Raw genomic sequence first — 14,069 nt, 5'->3', positions numbered from 1 at the left:
GATGTTGTCGTTCTTCAGGCAGTTGGCCGAACGCACCGACAGTTCGAGCTCGTCGACCTTCTTGAGCAGCGCCGGGTTGAAGGCGAGCTCGGTGACGGCCTCGGCAGCGGTCTCCTTCTGCGGCTCCTCGAAGTTGACGAAGAGGCCGAGCTGGTCCTGCAGGATGCGCGCCGCGAAGGCGACGGCGTCCTCGCCGGTGACCGAGCCGTTGGTCTCGATGGTCATGGTCAGCTTGTCGTAGTCGAGCACCTGGCCCTCGCGGGTGTTCTCGACCTTGTAAGAGACCTTCTTGACCGGCGAATAGAGGCTGTCGACCGGGATCAGCCCGATCGGCGCATCCTCGGCGCGGTTACGCTCGGCCGGCACATAGCCCTTGCCGGTGTCGACGGTGAACTCCATGCGGATCTCGGCGCCCTCGTCGAGGGTGCAGATCACGTGGTCGGGATTGAGGATCTCGACGTCGCCGACCGTCTGGATGTCGCCGGCGAGCACGGCGCCCGGGCCCTGCTTGCGCACGACCATGCGCTTCGGCCCGTCGCCTTCCATCTTGATGGCGATTTCCTTGATGTTGAGCACGATGTCGGTCACGTCCTCGCGCACGCCGGCGATGGACGAGAACTCATGCAGCACGCCGTCGATCTGCACGGAGGTGACGGCCGCACCACGCAGCGAGGACAGGAGCACGCGGCGCAGCGCGTTGCCGAGCGTCAGGCCGAAGCCGCGCTCCAGCGGCTCGGCTATGAGCGTGGTCAGCGTCTTGCCCTTCGAGGAAAACTCGATCTTGTTAGGCTTGATCAGTTCCTGCCAGTTTTTCTGGATCATTTTACGGTCCTTCCGATACCCCGCCACCATCCAATCGTGACGGGCGATCTGGAAATGCCGCGCAGGCGCCTGATGGCGCTTGCGCGGCGGTTAAGCCTAAAGATCAGACGCGACGCTTCTTGCGCGGGCGGCAGCCATTGTGCGGGATCGGCGTGACGTCACGGATCGAGGTGATCGTGAAGCCGCCGGCCTGCAGGGCGCGCAGCGCCGACTCACGGCCGGAGCCGGGACCGCAGACCTCGACCTCGAGGGTGCGCATGCCGTGTTCCTGCGCCTTCTTGGCGACGTCTTCCGCGGCCATCTGGGCGGCGAACGGCGTCGACTTGCGCGAGCCCTTGAAGCCCTGGGCACCGGCCGACGACCAGGCGATCGCATTGCCCTGAGCGTCGGTGATGGTGATCATCGTGTTGTTGAAGGTCGAGTTCACGTGGGCGACGCCCGACGAGATGTTCTTGCGTTCGCGACGCTTTACGCGCCCGGCTTCCTTGGCCATGTCAGTCCTTTCAGTCGATCTCGACGCCGCCGTAATGCCAGCGGCTACACCAGGGTGAATGGGAAAATGGTGAATGGTCGGTCGGCATTCTGCCGCTATCGTCCATTCACCATTCACCATTCACTATTCACCAATTACTTCTTCTTACCAGCAATCGCCTTCGCCGGGCCCTTGCGGGTGCGGGCGTTGGTGTGCGTGCGCTGGCCGCGCACCGGCAGCGAGCGGCGGTGGCGCAGGCCGCGGTAGCAGCCGAGGTCCATCAGCCGCTTGATGTTCATCGACACTTCGCGGCGCAGGTCGCCCTCGACGCGGTAGTCGCGGTCGATCGCCTCGCGGATCGCCAGCACCTCGGCGTCGGTGAGCTGGTTGACGCGGCGCTCCGCCGGGATGCCGACCTTGTCGACGATCTCCTGGGCGAACTTCTTGCCGATCCCGTGAATGTACTGCAGCGCGATCACGACGCGCTTATTGGTCGGTATGTTGACGCCGGCTATACGGGCCATATTCTCTCACTCCATGTGGGCCGGCAAAAGCCGGCGCTCCGATTGACCCGCGTCCGGTGGAGGCCGGCCCATGCGGGTGTTCCTTCTCAAGCGACAAAAGGGTCCGAAAGGACCCGGACGCCTCGTTCCTTGATGGGAGACGGGCCGCCATAGTCCAGAATGGCGGCATTGTCAACAGCCGATCAGCCGTTGACGCTCGCCTTCAGCAAGTCCTCGATCTCGGCGGTCACCGCATCCATGTCCGCCATGCCGTCGATCGTGCGCAATTCCCCGGTGCCGGCATAATAGGCCGACAGCGGCGCCGTCTTCTGACGGTACTCGTCGAGGCGCTTCTTGAACGATTCCGGATTGTCGTCGGCGCGGATCTGGCCGCCCGCCGCCAGGGTGTCGGCGACACGCTTTTCCATACGCTTCAGCAGCGCCGATTCGTCGACCTTGAGCTCGATCACCGCGTCGAGCTTCTGGCCCTTCTCGGCCAGCATGCTGGTCAGGGCCTCTGCCTGCGGCACCGTGCGCGGAAAGCCGTCGAGGATGAAGCCTTTGCGGCAGTCCGGCTCGTCGATGCGCTCGGACACGATCTGGTTGACGATCTCGTCGGAGACGAGCTGGCCGGAATCCATCACCGCCTTGGCGCGCTTGCCGACCTCTGTGCCGGCCTTGACGGCGGCGCGCAGCATGTCGCCGGTGGAAAGCTGCGGGATGCCATGCTTCTCGACCAGCCGCTGCGCCTGCGTCCCCTTGCCCGCTCCGGGCGGTCCGAGCAGAATCAGCCTCATTTGCCTCTCTTCCCCCCACGCAGCTTGGACTTCTTGATCAGACCTTCATACTGGTGGGCGATCAGGTGACCCTGGATCTGCGCCACCGTGTCGAGCGTCACGCTCACTACGATCAGCAGCGAGGTGCCGCCGAGATAGAAGGGCACGCCGGTCGCCGAGATCAGGAACTCGGGCATCAGGCAGATGACCACCAGGTAGATCGCGCCGACGACCGTGATGCGCGTCAGCACGTAGTCGATGTATTCCGCCGTGCGCTCGCCCGGCCGATAGCCGGGGATGAAGCCGGAATGCTTCTTCAGCTGGTCCGCGGTGTCCTTCGGGTTGAAGACGATCGCCGTGTAGAAGAAGGCGAAGAAGGCGATCATCGCCGCATAGAGCGCCATGTAGAGTGGCTGGCCATGGCCGAGCGTCGCCAGGATGCCGCCCGCCCAGGCCGGCAGTTCCGCCGTATTGGTGAAACCCGCGACGGTCGCCGGCAGGAGCAGCAGCGACGAGGCGAAGATCGGCGGGATGACGCCGGCGGTGTTGAGCTTCAGCGGCAGGTGCGAGGTGTCGCCCTGGAACATGCGGTTGCCGACCTGCCGCTTCGGATACTGGATCAGCAGGCGCCGCTGGGCACGCTCGAAGAAGACGATGACGGCGATCACCACGATCGCCAGCACGATGATCGCCAGGATGAGGCCGGTCGACAGCGCGCCGGTGCGCCCCAGCTCCAGCGTGCCGCTGATGGCGCTGGGCAGGCCGGCGACGATGCCGGCGAAGATGATCAGCGAGATGCCGTTGCCGATGCCGCGCGCCGTGATCTGCTCGCCCAGCCACATCAGGAACATGGTGCCGCCGACCAGCGTGATGACGGCGGAGATGCGGAAGAACCAGCCCGGATCGGTGACGATGCCGCTGCCGCTCTCCAGTCCGACGGCGATGCCGTAGGCCTGCACGAGCGCCAGAAGCACGGTGCCGTAGCGGGTGTACTGGTTGATGATCTTGCGGCCCTGCTCGCCTTCCTTCTTCAGCGCTTCGAGCGACGGCACGACCGACGTCATAAGCTGCATGATGATGGAGGCGGAGATGTAGGGCATGATGCCGAGCGCGAAGATCGCCATGCGCTCGACCGCGCCGCCCGCGAACATGTTGAAGACGCCGAGCACGCCCCGGCTCTGCTGCGTAAAGGCCTGGGCGAAGGCGTCGGGATTGATGCCGGGAAGCGGGATGTAGGTGCCGAGGCGGTAGACCAGCAGCGCGCCCAGGGTGAACCAGATGCGCTTCTTCAGGTCCTCGGCCTTTGCGAAGGCCGCGAAATTCAGGTTGGAGGCTAGTTGCTCGGCGGCCGATGCCATAAAGTATTCTCCGCTTCGTCACGCTGGGATGGCCGCAGCGGCGCCACGAGTCGACGAAGCTCCGAAATAGGCGCCGGGCGTCGAAGTTGCAAGCGGCCGACTATGCCGTCGGCCGCTTGCGACGAAGGGTCACTTGGTCTTTTTGACCATCTTCTTGACCGGCACGACCGGCTCGGGAAGCTTCACCGAGCCGCCGGCCTTTTCGATCTTCTCGACGGCCGCCTTGGAGGCGCCGGCCACGTCGAAGGAGAGCTTCGCCTTCAATTCGCCGTCCGACAGCACGCGCACGCCGTCCAGCGGACGGCGGATGACGCCGGCCTTGATCAGCGCTTCGGCCGTCACGACCTCCTTCGCGTCGAGCTTGCCGGCGTCGACGGCCGTCTGGATGCGGCCCAGCGACACGGCGTTGAAGCTCTTCGAGAACGGGTTCTTGAAGCCACGCTTGGGCAGACGGCGATAGAGCGGCATCTGGCCACCCTCGAAGCCGTTGATGGCGACGCCGGAGCGCGCCTTCTGGCCCTTCACGCCGCGGCCGGCAGTCTTGCCGGAGCCGGAGCCGATGCCGCGGCCGAGGCGCTTGCGCGAGTGCGTCGCGCCTTCCTTGTCACGCAGTTCGTTCAGTTTCATCGTCTTTCTCCTGGCGCGCGGCTTACTTCTCGTCGACGACGCGGACGAGGTGCTGCACGGTCGCGATCATGCCGCGCACCGCCGGCGTATCCTCCAGCGTGCGCTGCTTGTGCATCTTGTTCAGGCCGAGGCCGACGAGCGTTGCCCGCTGTTCCTTCGGACGGCGGATCGGGCTGCCGATCTGCTCGACCGTGATGGTCTTGGTCGCTTTCTTTGCCATGGTCGTACTCCTCAGCGCCCGCGACTATTCTTCCGCGGCGACCGCGTTGCCGCGGCGAGCCTGGAGGGTCGAATACTTGATGCCGCGCTGGGCGGCGACGTCCTTCGGGTGCACCTGGTTCTTCAGGGCGTCGAAGGTGGCGCGCACCATGTTGTAGGGGTTCGACGAACCCATCGACTTGGCGACGACATCGTGCATGCCGAGCGTCTCGAACACGGCGCGCATCGGGCCGCCGGCGATGATGCCGGTGCCGGGCTTGGCGGCGCGCAGGAGAACCTTGCCCGCTCCGTGGCGGCCCGCCACGTCGTGGTGCAGGGTGCGACCGGAGCGCAGCGGCACGAAGATCAGGTCGCGCTTGGCGGCCTCGGTGGCCTTGCGGATCGCCTCCGGCACCTCGCGCGCCTTGCCGTGGCCGAAGCCGACGCGGCCCTTCTGGTCGCCGACCACGACGAGCGCGGCGAAACCGAAGCGACGGCCGCCCTTCACCACCTTGGCGACGCGGTTGATGTGGACGAGCTTGTCGACGAATTCGCTGTCGCGCTCGTCGCGGTCGCGCTCGCGGCGACCTTCCCTACGTTCCTGTGCCATGTCCTGTCCTTGTTCTTTTCCGGAAGCACGGGTTGCTGTGATGCGCCCGGCTGTGCCGGTGCGCGGTGGATTCACTTCGGTGAATGGTGAATGGAAAAATGGTGAATGGTATCAAGGCTTTGAAAGCCGCTCCTACCAGACTGCCATTTCACCATTCACCATTCACCATTCACTTAGAAGCTCAGGCCGCCCTCGCGCGCGGCTTCGGCCAGCGCCTTGACGCGGCCGTGATAGATGTAGGCGCCGCGGTCGAACACGACCTCCTGGACGCCGGCCTTGCCGGCCCGCTCGGCGATCAGCTTGCCGATGGCGGTCGCGGCGGCGATGTCGGCGCCCGTCTTGAGCGAGCCTTTCAGATCCTTCTCGAGCGTCGAGGCGGCTGCCAGCGTCTGGCCCTTCCCGTCGTCGATGATCTGCGCGTAGATATGCTTCGACGAGCGATGCACGGACAGGCGCGGCCGATCGCCGGCGACCTTCCTGATCTGACGGCGGATGCGCTGCGCGCGCTTTTGCGTTGCTGCCTTGACGGCCATGGTCTGCTCCTGCCTTGTAAGACGGTGGCGGCCCTGTGCGGTAAGCCGATAGGCGCTTCCCGCGGCCGCCCTCCGTGGCGTTGCTTCGGTGAATGGTGAATGGTGAAATGGTGAATGGCACGATCCGCTGCGATGCAGTCGCTCGGACCTACCCTACTTCCATTTCACCATTCACCATTCACCATTCACAGTCTTACTTCTTCTTGCCTTCCTTGCGGACGATCCGCTCTCCGGCATACTTCACGCCCTTGCCCTTGTAGGGCTCGGGACCACGATACTCGCGGATCTCGGCGGCAGCCTGGCCGACCGCCTGCTTGTCGATGCCCGACACGACGATCTCGGTCGGCTTCGGCACGGCGAGCGTGATACCCTGCGGCGCCTCGTAGACGACGTCGTGGCTGAAGCCAAGCGCCAATTGCAGGTTCTTGCCCTGCATGGCGGCGCGATAGCCGACGCCGTTGATCTCGAGCTTCTTCTCGAAGCCCTTGGTCACGCCGTCCAGGATGTTGACGATCTGGGTGCGCGACATGCCCCACTTGGAGCGGGCGGTCTTGGTCTGGTCGCGCGGCTCGACGGCGATCTCGCCGTCCTCCATCTTGACCAGCACCTCGTCGTTGACGACGAACTTCAGCTCGCCCTTCGGACCTTTCGCGGTGACGATCTGGCCGTCGACCGAAGCGGTCACGCCGGCCGGCACCTTCACCGGCTTCTTGCCAATACGAGACATCTGGTTGTCTCCTCTTTCCTATCCGGTGAATGGTGAAGGGAGGAATGGTGAAGGGTAGACGACCACCAACCGCTCGCTATTCACCATTCACGATTCACCCTTAGAACACCTTGCAGAGAATCTCGCCGCCGACGTTCTGCTCGCGCGCCTCGTGGTCGGCCATCACGCCCTTCGGCGTGGAGAGGATCGAGATCCCCAGCCCGTTGGCGACCGACGGAATCGACTTGACCGAGACGTAGACGCGGCGGCCCGGCTTGGACACGCGGGCGATCTCGCGGATGACCGGCACGCCGTCGAAATATTTCAGCTCGATCTCGATCTCGGACTTGCCGTTGTCGAAATCGGTCTGGCTGAAGTCGCGGATGTAACCTTCCGTCTTCAGAACCTCAAGCACGCGGGTGCGCAGACGCGAGGCCGGGGTCGACACCTTGGTCTTCTTGCGGCCGTAGGCGTTGCGGATGCGGGTCAGCATATCGCCGAGGGGATCGTTCAGTGACATGTCATGCCCTCCTTACCAGCTCGACTTGACCAGGCCCGGAACGGCGCCCAGCGAGCCCAGTTCGCGCAGCGCGATACGCGACATCTTCAGCTTGCGATAATAGGCGCGCGGACGTCCCGTCACCTCGCAGCGGTTGCGGATGCGCACCTTGGCGGAATTGCGCGGCATCGCGGCGAGCTTGAGCTGCGCGCGGAAGCGCTCCTCGATCGGCAGGTCCTTGCTCATGATGACCGCCTTCAGCGCCTTGCGCTTGGCTGCCTTCTGCTCCACGAGCCTGCGGCGCCGGTTGTTCTTCTCGACTGAGCTGGTCTTTGCCATTTCAGATCTTTCCTTTTCTCGCTGCCGTTACTGCCGGAACGGGAAGTTGAAGGCCTTGAGCAGCGCCCGGGCTTCGTCATCCGTCTTGGCGGTCGTACAAACGATGATGTCCATTCCCCAGATCTGGTCGACCTTGTCGTAGTTGATCTCGGGGAACACGATGTGCTCCTTGATGCCCATGGCATAGTTGCCACGCCCGTCGAAGCTCTTCGGGTTGAGGCCGCGGAAGTCGCGCACGCGCGGCAGCGCGATATTCACCAGGCGGTCGAGGAACTCGTACATGCGTTCCTTGCGCAGCGTCACCTTGGCGCCGATCGGCATCTTCTCGCGCACCTTGAAGGAGGCGATCGACTTGCGCGCATGGGTGACGATCGCCTTCTGGCCGGCGATCAGCGCCAGGTCGGCGGCGGCCACCGACGGCTTCTTGGAATCGCCCGTCGCCTCGCCGACGCCCATGTTCAGCACGATCTTGTCGAGACGGGGGATCTCCATCTCGTTGTCGTACTTGAACTGCTCGAGCAGCGCCTTGCGGATGGTCTCTTCGTAGACCTTCTTAAGGCGTGGCTGAATTGCTGCCTTAGCCATTGATCGTTTCTCCCGAGCGCTTCGCGAAGCGCACCTTCTTGTCGCCTTCTGTTCTGAAGCCGACGCGGGTGGGCTTGCCGTCCTTCGGGTCGGCCAGCGCGATATTGGACAGATGGATGGGCGCCTCCTTGCGGATCAGCCCGCCCTGCTGGGACTGCGACTGACGCTGGTGGCGCACCACGATGTTGATGCCGCGCACGATCGCCGTGTCGTCCTTCGGCTGGACGGACAGCACCTCGCCGGAGCGGCCCTTGTCCTTGCCGGCGAGCACGACGACCTTGTCGCCCTTGCGGATATTCTGCATTTTTCCGGCTCCTTACAGAACTTCGGGCGCGAGCGAGATGATCTTCATGTGGTTCTTGGCGCGAAGCTCGCGCGGAACCGGCCCGAAGATACGCGTGCCGATCGGCTCTTTCTTGTTGTCGACGAGAACCGCCGCGTTCTTGTCGAAACGGATCACGCTGCCGTCCGGGCGACGGATGTCCTTGGCGGTGCGCACCACGACCGCCTTCATCACATCGCCCTTCTTCACGCGGCCGCGCGGGATGGCTTCCTTGATCGACACCACGATGATGTCGCCGACGGAGGCGTATTTCCGCTTCGAGCCGCCCAGCACCTTGATGCACATGACACGACGTGCGCCGGAATTATCCGCGACGTCGAGGTTTGTTTGCATCTGAATCATGACTGGCCGCCTTCTTCATGTCTGGGGATGAGCAGCGCCCTCCCCGGCTTGTCCAAATTCTTGTTACTGCGAGGCCTGCGCCTCGGTCACGACGACCCAGCGCTTGTCCTTCGAGATCGGCTTCGACTCCTGGATGAACACGGTGTCGCCGACCTTGTGGGCGTTGTTCTCGTCATGCGCCTTGTACTTCTTCGACAGACGCACGGTCTTCTTCATCACCGGATGGGTGAAGCGGCGCTCGACCTTGACCACCACGGTCTTCTCGTTCTTGTCGCTGACGACGACGCCCTGCAGGATGCGCTTCGGCATTTTCTTCGTCCTTAAGCCTTCTTAGCCGCTTGTTGGGCGGCAATGGTCTTGATGCGGGCAATGTCCTTGCGGACCTGCTTGACCCGAGCAGTCTTCTCGAGCTGGCCGGTCGCCTTCTGGAAGCGCAGGTTGAACTGCTCCTTCTTCAGCGCCGCCAGGTCGTCGTCGAGCTGGTCGGGGGTCTTCGCCCTGATTTCGCTAGCCTTCATGTCCCAGCCCTTTCCTATTCCGCGATGCGCTGCACGAAGCGCGTCTTGACCGACAGCTTGGCGGCGCCGAGGCGCAGCGCCTCGCGCGCCGTCTCTTCCGGCACGCCGTCGATCTCGAACATGATGCGGCCGGGCTTGACGCGGCAGGCCCAGTAGTCGACCGCGCCCTTGCCCTTGCCCATGCGCACCTCGGTCGGCTTCGAGGTCACCGGAACGTCCGGGAACACCCGGATCCAGACACGCCCGGCACGCTTCATCTCGCGGGTGATCGCGCGGCGGGCCGCCTCGATCTCGCGCGCGGTGACGCGGTTCGGCTCAAGCGCCTTCAGCCCGAAACCGCCGAAGTCCAGGTTGGTGCCGCCCTTGGCGACGCCGTGGATGCGGCCTTTGAACTGCTTGCGGAACTTTGTGCGCTTTGGCTGCAGCATCGTTCTTACTCCAGATTCCTATGCTCTCAGGCGTTCTCGCGCCGCCGGCCGCGCTCGGCCCGCTCGCTGCGCTCGCCCGCATGGCTGTGATCGGTCTCGCTCGCCCGGCGCTCGGAGGCCATCGGGTCGTGCTCGAGGATCTCGCCCTTGAATACCCACACCTTGACGCCGCAGGTGCCGTAGGCGGTCTGCGCCTCGGCGGTGCCGTAATCGACGTCGGCGCGCAGCGTGTGCAGCGGCACGCGGCCCTCGCGGTACCATTCCATGCGCGCGATCTCGGCGCCGCCGAGACGGCCCGCGCAGTTGATGCGGATGCCCTCGGCGCCGAGACGCATGGCCGACTGCACGGCGCGCTTCATGGCGCGGCGGAAGGCGATGCGGCGCTCGAGCTGCTGGGCGATCGACTGGGCGACCAGGGTCGCGTCGATCTCCGGCTTGCGCACCTCGACGATGTTCAAATGCGTCTCGGACTTCGTCATCTCGGTCAGCTTCTTGCGCAGCTTCTCGATGTCGGCGCCCTTCTTGCCGATGATCAGGCCCGGACGCGCCGCATGGATGGTGACGCGGCACTTCTTGTGCGGACGCTCGATCACGACCTTGGAGATCGCGGCCTGCTTGAGCTCGCTCTTCAGGTACTCGCGGATCTTGATGTCCTCGTGCAGCAGCTTACCGTACTCGCCGGTGTTCGCGTACCAGCGCGAATCCCAGGTGCGGTTGATGCCGAGGCGAAGGCCGATCGGATTGATTTTCTGACCCATCAGGCGGCTTCCTTCTCTTCCACTTCACGCACCACGATGGTCAGGTGCGAGAACGGCTTCTCGATGCGGCTGGCGCGGCCGCGGCCACGGGCATGGAAGCGCTTCATGACGATCGACTTGCCGACATAGGCCTCGGCCACGATCAGCGCGTCGACGTCGAGGTCGTGGTTGTTCTCCGCGTTGGCGATCGCCGACTCCAGCGTCTTCTTGACGGTGCCGGCAATGCGCTTGCGCGAGAATTCGAGATCCGAAAGCGCGGACTGCACCTTCTTGCCGCGAATGAGCGCGGCAACCAGGTTCAGCTTCTGCGGGCTGATACGGATGGTGCGGAGGACCGCACGCGCCTCGTTGTCAGCAAGCCTGCGCGGAGCTTTGGCCTTGCCCATGTTACTTCCTCTTCGCCTTCTTGTCCGCGCCGTGACCGTAATAGGTCCGGGTCGGAGCGAACTCGCCGAACTTGTGGCCGACCATGTCTTCCGACACGTTGACCGGAATGTGCTTCTGGCCGTTGTAGACGCCAAAGGTGAGGCCGACGAACTGCGGCAGGATGGTGGAGCGGCGGCTCCACATCTTGATCACCTCGTTGCGGCCGCCATCGCGCACCTTGTCCGCCTTCTTGAGAAGAAAGCCGTCGACGAACGGACCTTTCCAGACTGAACGGGTCACTTCGCGTTACCTCTTCTTAGCTCTTGCGCTGATGGCGCGAACGCACGATGAACTTGTCGGTCGACTTGTTCGACCGCGTCTTCTTGCCCTTGGTCGGCTTGCCCCACGGGGTCACCGGATGGCGGCCGCCCGAGGTGCGGCCTTCGCCGCCGCCGTGCGGGTGATCGACGGGGTTCATGGTGACGCCGCGGTTGTGCGGGCGCTTGCCGCGCCAGCGCGAGCGGCCGGCCTTGCCGTCGTTGATGTTGGCGTGGTCAGGATTGGAGACCGCACCGACGGTGGCGAAGCACGAGCCGTGCACGACGCGCTGCTCGCCCGAGTTGAGGCGCAGGATCGCCATGCCCTGGTCACGGCCGACGAGCTGGGCGTAGGAGCCGGCCGAACGGGCGACCTGGCCGCCCTTGCCGGGCTTCAGCTCGACATTGTGAACGATCGTGCCGACCGGCATGGCCGACAGCGGCATCGCATTGCCCGGCTTCACGTCGACCGCCTCGCCCGAGACGATCTTGTCGCCGGCTGCGAGACGCTGCGGCGCCAGGATATAGTTGAGCTCGCCGTCCTCGTACCTGATCAGCGCGATGAAGGCGCTGCGGTTCGGATCGTACTCCAGCCGCTCGACCGTCGCCGACATGTCGAACTTGCGGCGCTTGAAGTCGATAATGCGGTAGGCGCGCTTGTGGCCGCCACCGATGAAGCGGGCGGTCACGCGGCCGTGATTATTGCGGCCGCCCGAGGACTTCAGCCCTTCGGTCAGGCCCTTCACCGGCTTGCCCTTGTAGAGCGCCGAGCGGTCGACGATGACCAGCTGGCGCAGGCTCGGCGTTACGGGCTTGTAATTCTTGAGTGCCATTGTTCTGTCCTCGCGCCCCTCAGAGACCCGTGGCGACGTCGATCGACTGGCCGTCGGCCAGCGTGACCACCGCCTTCTTCACGTCGCCCTGCCGGCCGATCGTCCCGCGGAACCGCTTCACCTTGCCCTTGCGGACGAGCGTGTTCACGCCCGTCACCTTGACGCTGAACAGCGCCTCGACGGCGGCCTTGATTTCCGGCTTCGTCGCCTTCTTGGCGACGTTGAAGACGACCTGGTTGTGCTCGGAAGCGGTCGTCGACTTTTCCGTGATCACCGGGCTGACGATCACGTCGTAGTGGCGAAGATCCGTCATTTGAAGCGCTCCTCGAGGGCCTCGACGGCGGCCTTCGAAAGGACCAGCGTGCCGCGGCGAAGAATGTCGTAGACGTTGATGCCCTGGATCGGCAGCACGTCGATGTTCGGAATGTTGGCGGCGGCGCGCTTGAAGTTCACGTCGAGCTCAGCCCCGCCGATCACCAGCGCGTTCTTCAGGCCGAGCGCCGCGAAATTCGCGACCAGCGCCTTGGTCTTGGCCTCGGCCAGCGTCAGCTCGTCGACGACGATGATCGAAGCGCTCTTCGCCTTGGCCGACAGCGCATGCTTCAGGCCGAGGGCGCGCACCTTCTTCGGCAAATCGTGCTCGTGGCTGCGCGCCACCGGGCCGTGCGCCTTGCCGCCGCCGCGGAACTGCGGAGCGCGAGCCGAGGAGTGACGGGCGCGGCCCGTGCCCTTCTGCTTGTACATCTTGGCGCCGGTGCGGGCGATGTCCGCGCGGCCCTTCGCCTGATGCGTGCCCTGCTGCTTCTTGGCGAGCTGCCAGCGCACGACGCGCTGCAGGATGTCCTCGCGCGGATCGAGACCGAAGATCGCGTCCGAAAGCTCGACCTTGCCGGCGTCCTTGCCGCCGAGTGTTGAAATCTTGATGTCCATTATTCCGCACCCTCAGTGGCCGGAGCTTCGGTCTTGGCCGCAGCCGCTGCGCGCAGGCCGGCCGGCTTCGGCGCATTGTCCGGCAGCGCCACCTTGACGGCATCGCGCACCAGTATCCAGGCGCCCTTGGTGCCCGGAACCGCGCCGCGGATCAGGATCAGGCCGCGATCCGCATCGGTCGAGACGACCTCGACGTTCTGCGTGGTGACGCGGGTCGCGCCCATATGGCCGGCCATCTTCTTGCCCTTGAACACCTTGCCGGGGTCCTGGCGCTGACCAGTCGAGCCATGCGTGCGGTGCGACACCGAGTTGCCGTGGGTGGCACGGCCGCCGCCGAAATTGTGGCGCTTGATGACGCCCTGAAAACCCTTGCCGGTCGAGGTGCCGGTGACGTCCACCTTCTGGCCCGGGACGAAATGGTCGACCGTGATCTCGGCGCCGACATCGAGCAAGTTGTCGTCGGAGACGCGGAACTCGGCGAGCTTCGCCTTCGGCTCGACGGAAGCGCCGGCGAAATGGCCGCGCAACGCCTTCGAGGTGTTCTTGACCTTGGCCAGGCCAACGCCGAGCTGGACGGCGGTGTAGCCGTTCTTCTCCTTCGTGCGCTGCGCCACGACCTGGCAGCTCTCCATGCGGAGAACGGTAACCGGGACATGCTCGCCGGCGTCGTTGTAGACGCGGGTCATTCCCAACTTCTGTGCGATTACACCTGAACGCATCGGTTCGATTTCCTTCAGAGGAGCCTTTCGGATTTCACTCCGGCCGGCTCATGGTCCAGCTCTCAGAGCTTGATTTCGACGTCGACGCCGGCGGCCAGATCGAGCTTCATCAGCGCGTCGACCGTCTGCGGGGTCGGGTCAACGATGTCGAGAAGCCGCTTGTGCGTGCGCATCTCGAACTGCTCGCGGCTCTTCTTGTCGATGTGCGGCGAGCGGTTGACCGTGAACTTCTCGATCCGCGTCGGCAGCGGGATCGGCCCGCGGACGTTGGCGCCGGTGCGCTTGGCGGTGGACACGATCTCGCGCGTCGAGGCGTCAAGCACCCGATGGTCGAACGCTTTGAGGCGGATACGGATATTTTGGCCGTTCATGCGTCAATTCCTTGTTCTGGCGCGGCGCGGGCGAATTCCCGCCCGCGACAGATCGGTTGCTTCTTATTCAGTGATCGACACGACGACGCCGGCACCGACGGTGCGGCCGCCCTCGC

Annotated in this window: 26 protein-coding genes; all 26 read right to left on the bottom strand. The window is 64.7% G+C overall.

The annotated features are described in order from the left end of the window. Positions 1-822: DNA-directed RNA polymerase subunit alpha (locus tag AC5JDC_RS27750; RefSeq protein WP_495846553.1), on the bottom strand; the 822-nt coding region annotated here is incomplete at its 3' end. A gap of 103 nt (positions 823-925) precedes the next feature. After that, entirely contained in the window at positions 926-1,315 is a 390-nt protein-coding gene (gene rpsK, locus AC5JDC_RS27745; RefSeq protein ID WP_106771983.1) for a 30S ribosomal protein S11, read from the bottom strand. Positions 1,316-1,449: 134 nt separating this feature from the next. After that, on the bottom strand, positions 1,450-1,818 hold the full coding sequence (rpsM, locus tag AC5JDC_RS27740; protein ID WP_106771984.1) for a 30S ribosomal protein S13: 369 nt from the start codon (positions 1,816-1,818) through the stop codon (positions 1,450-1,452). Positions 1,819-2,000: 182 nt separating this feature from the next. Continuing rightward, complete coding sequence (locus AC5JDC_RS27735) at positions 2,001-2,594, bottom strand: adenylate kinase (RefSeq protein ID WP_495846550.1); 594 nt, start codon at positions 2,592-2,594, stop codon at positions 2,001-2,003. Continuing rightward, entirely contained in the window at positions 2,591-3,931 is a 1,341-nt protein-coding gene (gene secY, locus AC5JDC_RS27730) for a preprotein translocase subunit SecY (protein ID WP_106771987.1), read from the bottom strand. The genes AC5JDC_RS27735 and secY overlap by 4 nt, the downstream gene beginning before the upstream one ends. A gap of 129 nt (positions 3,932-4,060) precedes the next feature. After that, a complete protein-coding gene (gene rplO, locus AC5JDC_RS27725) occupies positions 4,061-4,558 on the bottom strand; it encodes a 50S ribosomal protein L15 (RefSeq protein WP_495846548.1) in 498 nt (165 codons plus the stop codon). 22 nt (positions 4,559-4,580) lie between these two features. Further along, positions 4,581-4,778: a 50S ribosomal protein L30 gene (gene rpmD / locus AC5JDC_RS27720; protein ID WP_106771989.1), complete on the bottom strand. Its 198-nt coding sequence runs from the start codon at positions 4,776-4,778 to the stop codon at positions 4,581-4,583. A gap of 24 nt (positions 4,779-4,802) precedes the next feature. Then, positions 4,803-5,366 carry a 30S ribosomal protein S5 gene (rpsE, locus tag AC5JDC_RS27715; RefSeq protein ID WP_106771990.1) on the bottom strand — a complete coding sequence of 188 codons (564 nt, stop codon included), beginning with the start codon at positions 5,364-5,366 and terminating at the stop codon, positions 4,803-4,805. Positions 5,367-5,539: 173 nt separating this feature from the next. After that, the gene (gene rplR / locus AC5JDC_RS27710; protein ID WP_495846545.1) at positions 5,540-5,899 is read right to left on the bottom strand and encodes a 50S ribosomal protein L18; all 360 of its coding nucleotides are present in this window, start codon (positions 5,897-5,899) and stop codon (positions 5,540-5,542) included. A gap of 193 nt (positions 5,900-6,092) precedes the next feature. Beyond that, positions 6,093-6,626, bottom strand: coding sequence for a 50S ribosomal protein L6 (gene rplF / locus AC5JDC_RS27705; protein ID WP_495846543.1), 534 nt, complete (start codon positions 6,624-6,626; stop codon positions 6,093-6,095). A gap of 100 nt (positions 6,627-6,726) precedes the next feature. Then, entirely contained in the window at positions 6,727-7,125 is a 399-nt protein-coding gene (rpsH, locus tag AC5JDC_RS27700) for a 30S ribosomal protein S8 (RefSeq protein ID WP_106771993.1), read from the bottom strand. 12 nt (positions 7,126-7,137) lie between these two features. Beyond that, positions 7,138-7,443, bottom strand: coding sequence for a 30S ribosomal protein S14 (rpsN, locus tag AC5JDC_RS27695; RefSeq protein WP_106771994.1), 306 nt, complete (start codon positions 7,441-7,443; stop codon positions 7,138-7,140). 27 nt (positions 7,444-7,470) lie between these two features. Then, the gene (rplE, locus tag AC5JDC_RS27690; RefSeq protein ID WP_106771995.1) at positions 7,471-8,028 is read right to left on the bottom strand and encodes a 50S ribosomal protein L5; all 558 of its coding nucleotides are present in this window, start codon (positions 8,026-8,028) and stop codon (positions 7,471-7,473) included. Beyond that, positions 8,021-8,332: a 50S ribosomal protein L24 gene (gene rplX / locus AC5JDC_RS27685; protein WP_106771996.1), complete on the bottom strand. Its 312-nt coding sequence runs from the start codon at positions 8,330-8,332 to the stop codon at positions 8,021-8,023. The genes rplE and rplX overlap by 8 nt, the downstream gene beginning before the upstream one ends. Before the next feature lie 12 nt (positions 8,333-8,344). Continuing rightward, positions 8,345-8,713, bottom strand: coding sequence for a 50S ribosomal protein L14 (gene rplN / locus AC5JDC_RS27680; protein WP_006205457.1), 369 nt, complete (start codon positions 8,711-8,713; stop codon positions 8,345-8,347). A gap of 63 nt (positions 8,714-8,776) precedes the next feature. Continuing rightward, positions 8,777-9,022, bottom strand: a complete 246-nt coding sequence (rpsQ, locus tag AC5JDC_RS27675; protein WP_106771997.1) for a 30S ribosomal protein S17 — start codon at positions 9,020-9,022, stop codon at positions 8,777-8,779. Between the two features lie 11 nt (positions 9,023-9,033). Further along, positions 9,034-9,231: a 50S ribosomal protein L29 gene (gene rpmC / locus AC5JDC_RS27670; protein ID WP_106771998.1), complete on the bottom strand. Its 198-nt coding sequence runs from the start codon at positions 9,229-9,231 to the stop codon at positions 9,034-9,036. 14 nt (positions 9,232-9,245) lie between these two features. After that, positions 9,246-9,659: a 50S ribosomal protein L16 gene (gene rplP, locus AC5JDC_RS27665; RefSeq protein WP_106771999.1), complete on the bottom strand. Its 414-nt coding sequence runs from the start codon at positions 9,657-9,659 to the stop codon at positions 9,246-9,248. 26 nt (positions 9,660-9,685) lie between these two features. Then, the gene (rpsC, locus tag AC5JDC_RS27660; RefSeq protein ID WP_106772000.1) at positions 9,686-10,417 is read right to left on the bottom strand and encodes a 30S ribosomal protein S3; all 732 of its coding nucleotides are present in this window, start codon (positions 10,415-10,417) and stop codon (positions 9,686-9,688) included. Beyond that, positions 10,417-10,803: a 50S ribosomal protein L22 gene (gene rplV, locus AC5JDC_RS27655; RefSeq protein ID WP_106772001.1), complete on the bottom strand. Its 387-nt coding sequence runs from the start codon at positions 10,801-10,803 to the stop codon at positions 10,417-10,419. Before rplV ends, rpsC begins: the two co-directional genes overlap by 1 nt. A gap of 1 nt (position 10,804) precedes the next feature. After that, entirely contained in the window at positions 10,805-11,083 is a 279-nt protein-coding gene (gene rpsS, locus AC5JDC_RS27650; protein WP_106772002.1) for a 30S ribosomal protein S19, read from the bottom strand. Positions 11,084-11,099: 16 nt separating this feature from the next. Further along, positions 11,100-11,933, bottom strand: a complete 834-nt coding sequence (rplB, locus tag AC5JDC_RS27645) for a 50S ribosomal protein L2 (RefSeq protein ID WP_495846536.1) — start codon at positions 11,931-11,933, stop codon at positions 11,100-11,102. Between the two features lie 19 nt (positions 11,934-11,952). Beyond that, complete coding sequence (locus AC5JDC_RS27640; protein ID WP_106772004.1) at positions 11,953-12,246, bottom strand: 50S ribosomal protein L23; 294 nt, start codon at positions 12,244-12,246, stop codon at positions 11,953-11,955. Beyond that, on the bottom strand, positions 12,243-12,863 hold the full coding sequence (gene rplD / locus AC5JDC_RS27635) for a 50S ribosomal protein L4 (protein WP_106772005.1): 621 nt from the start codon (positions 12,861-12,863) through the stop codon (positions 12,243-12,245). The genes AC5JDC_RS27640 and rplD overlap by 4 nt, the downstream gene beginning before the upstream one ends. Beyond that, the gene (gene rplC, locus AC5JDC_RS27630) at positions 12,863-13,582 is read right to left on the bottom strand and encodes a 50S ribosomal protein L3 (RefSeq protein WP_495846534.1); all 720 of its coding nucleotides are present in this window, start codon (positions 13,580-13,582) and stop codon (positions 12,863-12,865) included. The genes rplD and rplC overlap by 1 nt, the downstream gene beginning before the upstream one ends. Before the next feature lie 62 nt (positions 13,583-13,644). Continuing rightward, a complete protein-coding gene (gene rpsJ, locus AC5JDC_RS27625) occupies positions 13,645-13,953 on the bottom strand; it encodes a 30S ribosomal protein S10 (RefSeq protein ID WP_007066362.1) in 309 nt (102 codons plus the stop codon). Positions 13,954-14,069: the final 116 nt, after the last annotated feature.

The organism is Kumtagia sp., assembly GCF_059502445.1.
This window is presented reverse-complemented; position numbering and strand designations above follow the sequence as displayed.

What these genes read in the sequence shown, in the direction of transcription:
- rplC (WP_495846534.1), bottom strand. Translation starts at nt 13,582, where the DNA reads ATGCGTTCAGGTGTAATCGCACAGAAGTTGGGAATGACCCGCGTCTAC.
- rpsJ (WP_007066362.1), bottom strand. Translation starts at nt 13,953, where the DNA reads ATGAACGGCCAAAATATCCGTATCCGCCTCAAAGCGTTCGACCATCGG.
- rplR (WP_495846545.1), bottom strand. Translation starts at nt 5,899, where the DNA reads ATGGCCGTCAAGGCAGCAACGCAAAAGCGCGCGCAGCGCATCCGCCGT.
- rpsH (WP_106771993.1), bottom strand. Translation starts at nt 7,125, where the DNA reads ATGTCACTGAACGATCCCCTCGGCGATATGCTGACCCGCATCCGCAAC.
- rpsN (WP_106771994.1), bottom strand. Translation starts at nt 7,443, where the DNA reads ATGGCAAAGACCAGCTCAGTCGAGAAGAACAACCGGCGCCGCAGGCTC.
- rpmC (WP_106771998.1), bottom strand. Translation starts at nt 9,231, where the DNA reads ATGAAGGCTAGCGAAATCAGGGCGAAGACCCCCGACCAGCTCGACGAC.
- rplB (WP_495846536.1), bottom strand. Translation starts at nt 11,933, where the DNA reads ATGGCACTCAAGAATTACAAGCCCGTAACGCCGAGCCTGCGCCAGCTG.
- rpsC (WP_106772000.1), bottom strand. Translation starts at nt 10,417, where the DNA reads ATGGGTCAGAAAATCAATCCGATCGGCCTTCGCCTCGGCATCAACCGC.
- AC5JDC_RS27735 (WP_495846550.1), bottom strand. Translation starts at nt 2,594, where the DNA reads ATGAGGCTGATTCTGCTCGGACCGCCCGGAGCGGGCAAGGGGACGCAG.
- rpsQ (WP_106771997.1), bottom strand. Translation starts at nt 9,022, where the DNA reads ATGCCGAAGCGCATCCTGCAGGGCGTCGTCGTCAGCGACAAGAACGAG.
- rpmD (WP_106771989.1), bottom strand. Translation starts at nt 4,778, where the DNA reads ATGGCAAAGAAAGCGACCAAGACCATCACGGTCGAGCAGATCGGCAGC.
- AC5JDC_RS27640 (WP_106772004.1), bottom strand. Translation starts at nt 12,246, where the DNA reads ATGACGGATCTTCGCCACTACGACGTGATCGTCAGCCCGGTGATCACG.
- rpsE (WP_106771990.1), bottom strand. Translation starts at nt 5,366, where the DNA reads ATGGCACAGGAACGTAGGGAAGGTCGCCGCGAGCGCGACCGCGACGAG.
- rplD (WP_106772005.1), bottom strand. Translation starts at nt 12,863, where the DNA reads ATGGACATCAAGATTTCAACACTCGGCGGCAAGGACGCCGGCAAGGTC.
- rplF (WP_495846543.1), bottom strand. Translation starts at nt 6,626, where the DNA reads ATGTCTCGTATTGGCAAGAAGCCGGTGAAGGTGCCGGCCGGCGTGACC.
- rplO (WP_495846548.1), bottom strand. Translation starts at nt 4,558, where the DNA reads ATGAAACTGAACGAACTGCGTGACAAGGAAGGCGCGACGCACTCGCGC.
- rplV (WP_106772001.1), bottom strand. Translation starts at nt 10,803, where the DNA reads ATGGGCAAGGCCAAAGCTCCGCGCAGGCTTGCTGACAACGAGGCGCGT.
- rplX (WP_106771996.1), bottom strand. Translation starts at nt 8,332, where the DNA reads ATGCAGAATATCCGCAAGGGCGACAAGGTCGTCGTGCTCGCCGGCAAG.
- rpsK (WP_106771983.1), bottom strand. Translation starts at nt 1,315, where the DNA reads ATGGCCAAGGAAGCCGGGCGCGTAAAGCGTCGCGAACGCAAGAACATC.
- rpsM (WP_106771984.1), bottom strand. Translation starts at nt 1,818, where the DNA reads ATGGCCCGTATAGCCGGCGTCAACATACCGACCAATAAGCGCGTCGTG.
- rplE (WP_106771995.1), bottom strand. Translation starts at nt 8,028, where the DNA reads ATGGCTAAGGCAGCAATTCAGCCACGCCTTAAGAAGGTCTACGAAGAG.
- secY (WP_106771987.1), bottom strand. Translation starts at nt 3,931, where the DNA reads ATGGCATCGGCCGCCGAGCAACTAGCCTCCAACCTGAATTTCGCGGCC.
- rplN (WP_006205457.1), bottom strand. Translation starts at nt 8,713, where the DNA reads ATGATTCAGATGCAAACAAACCTCGACGTCGCGGATAATTCCGGCGCA.
- rplP (WP_106771999.1), bottom strand. Translation starts at nt 9,659, where the DNA reads ATGCTGCAGCCAAAGCGCACAAAGTTCCGCAAGCAGTTCAAAGGCCGC.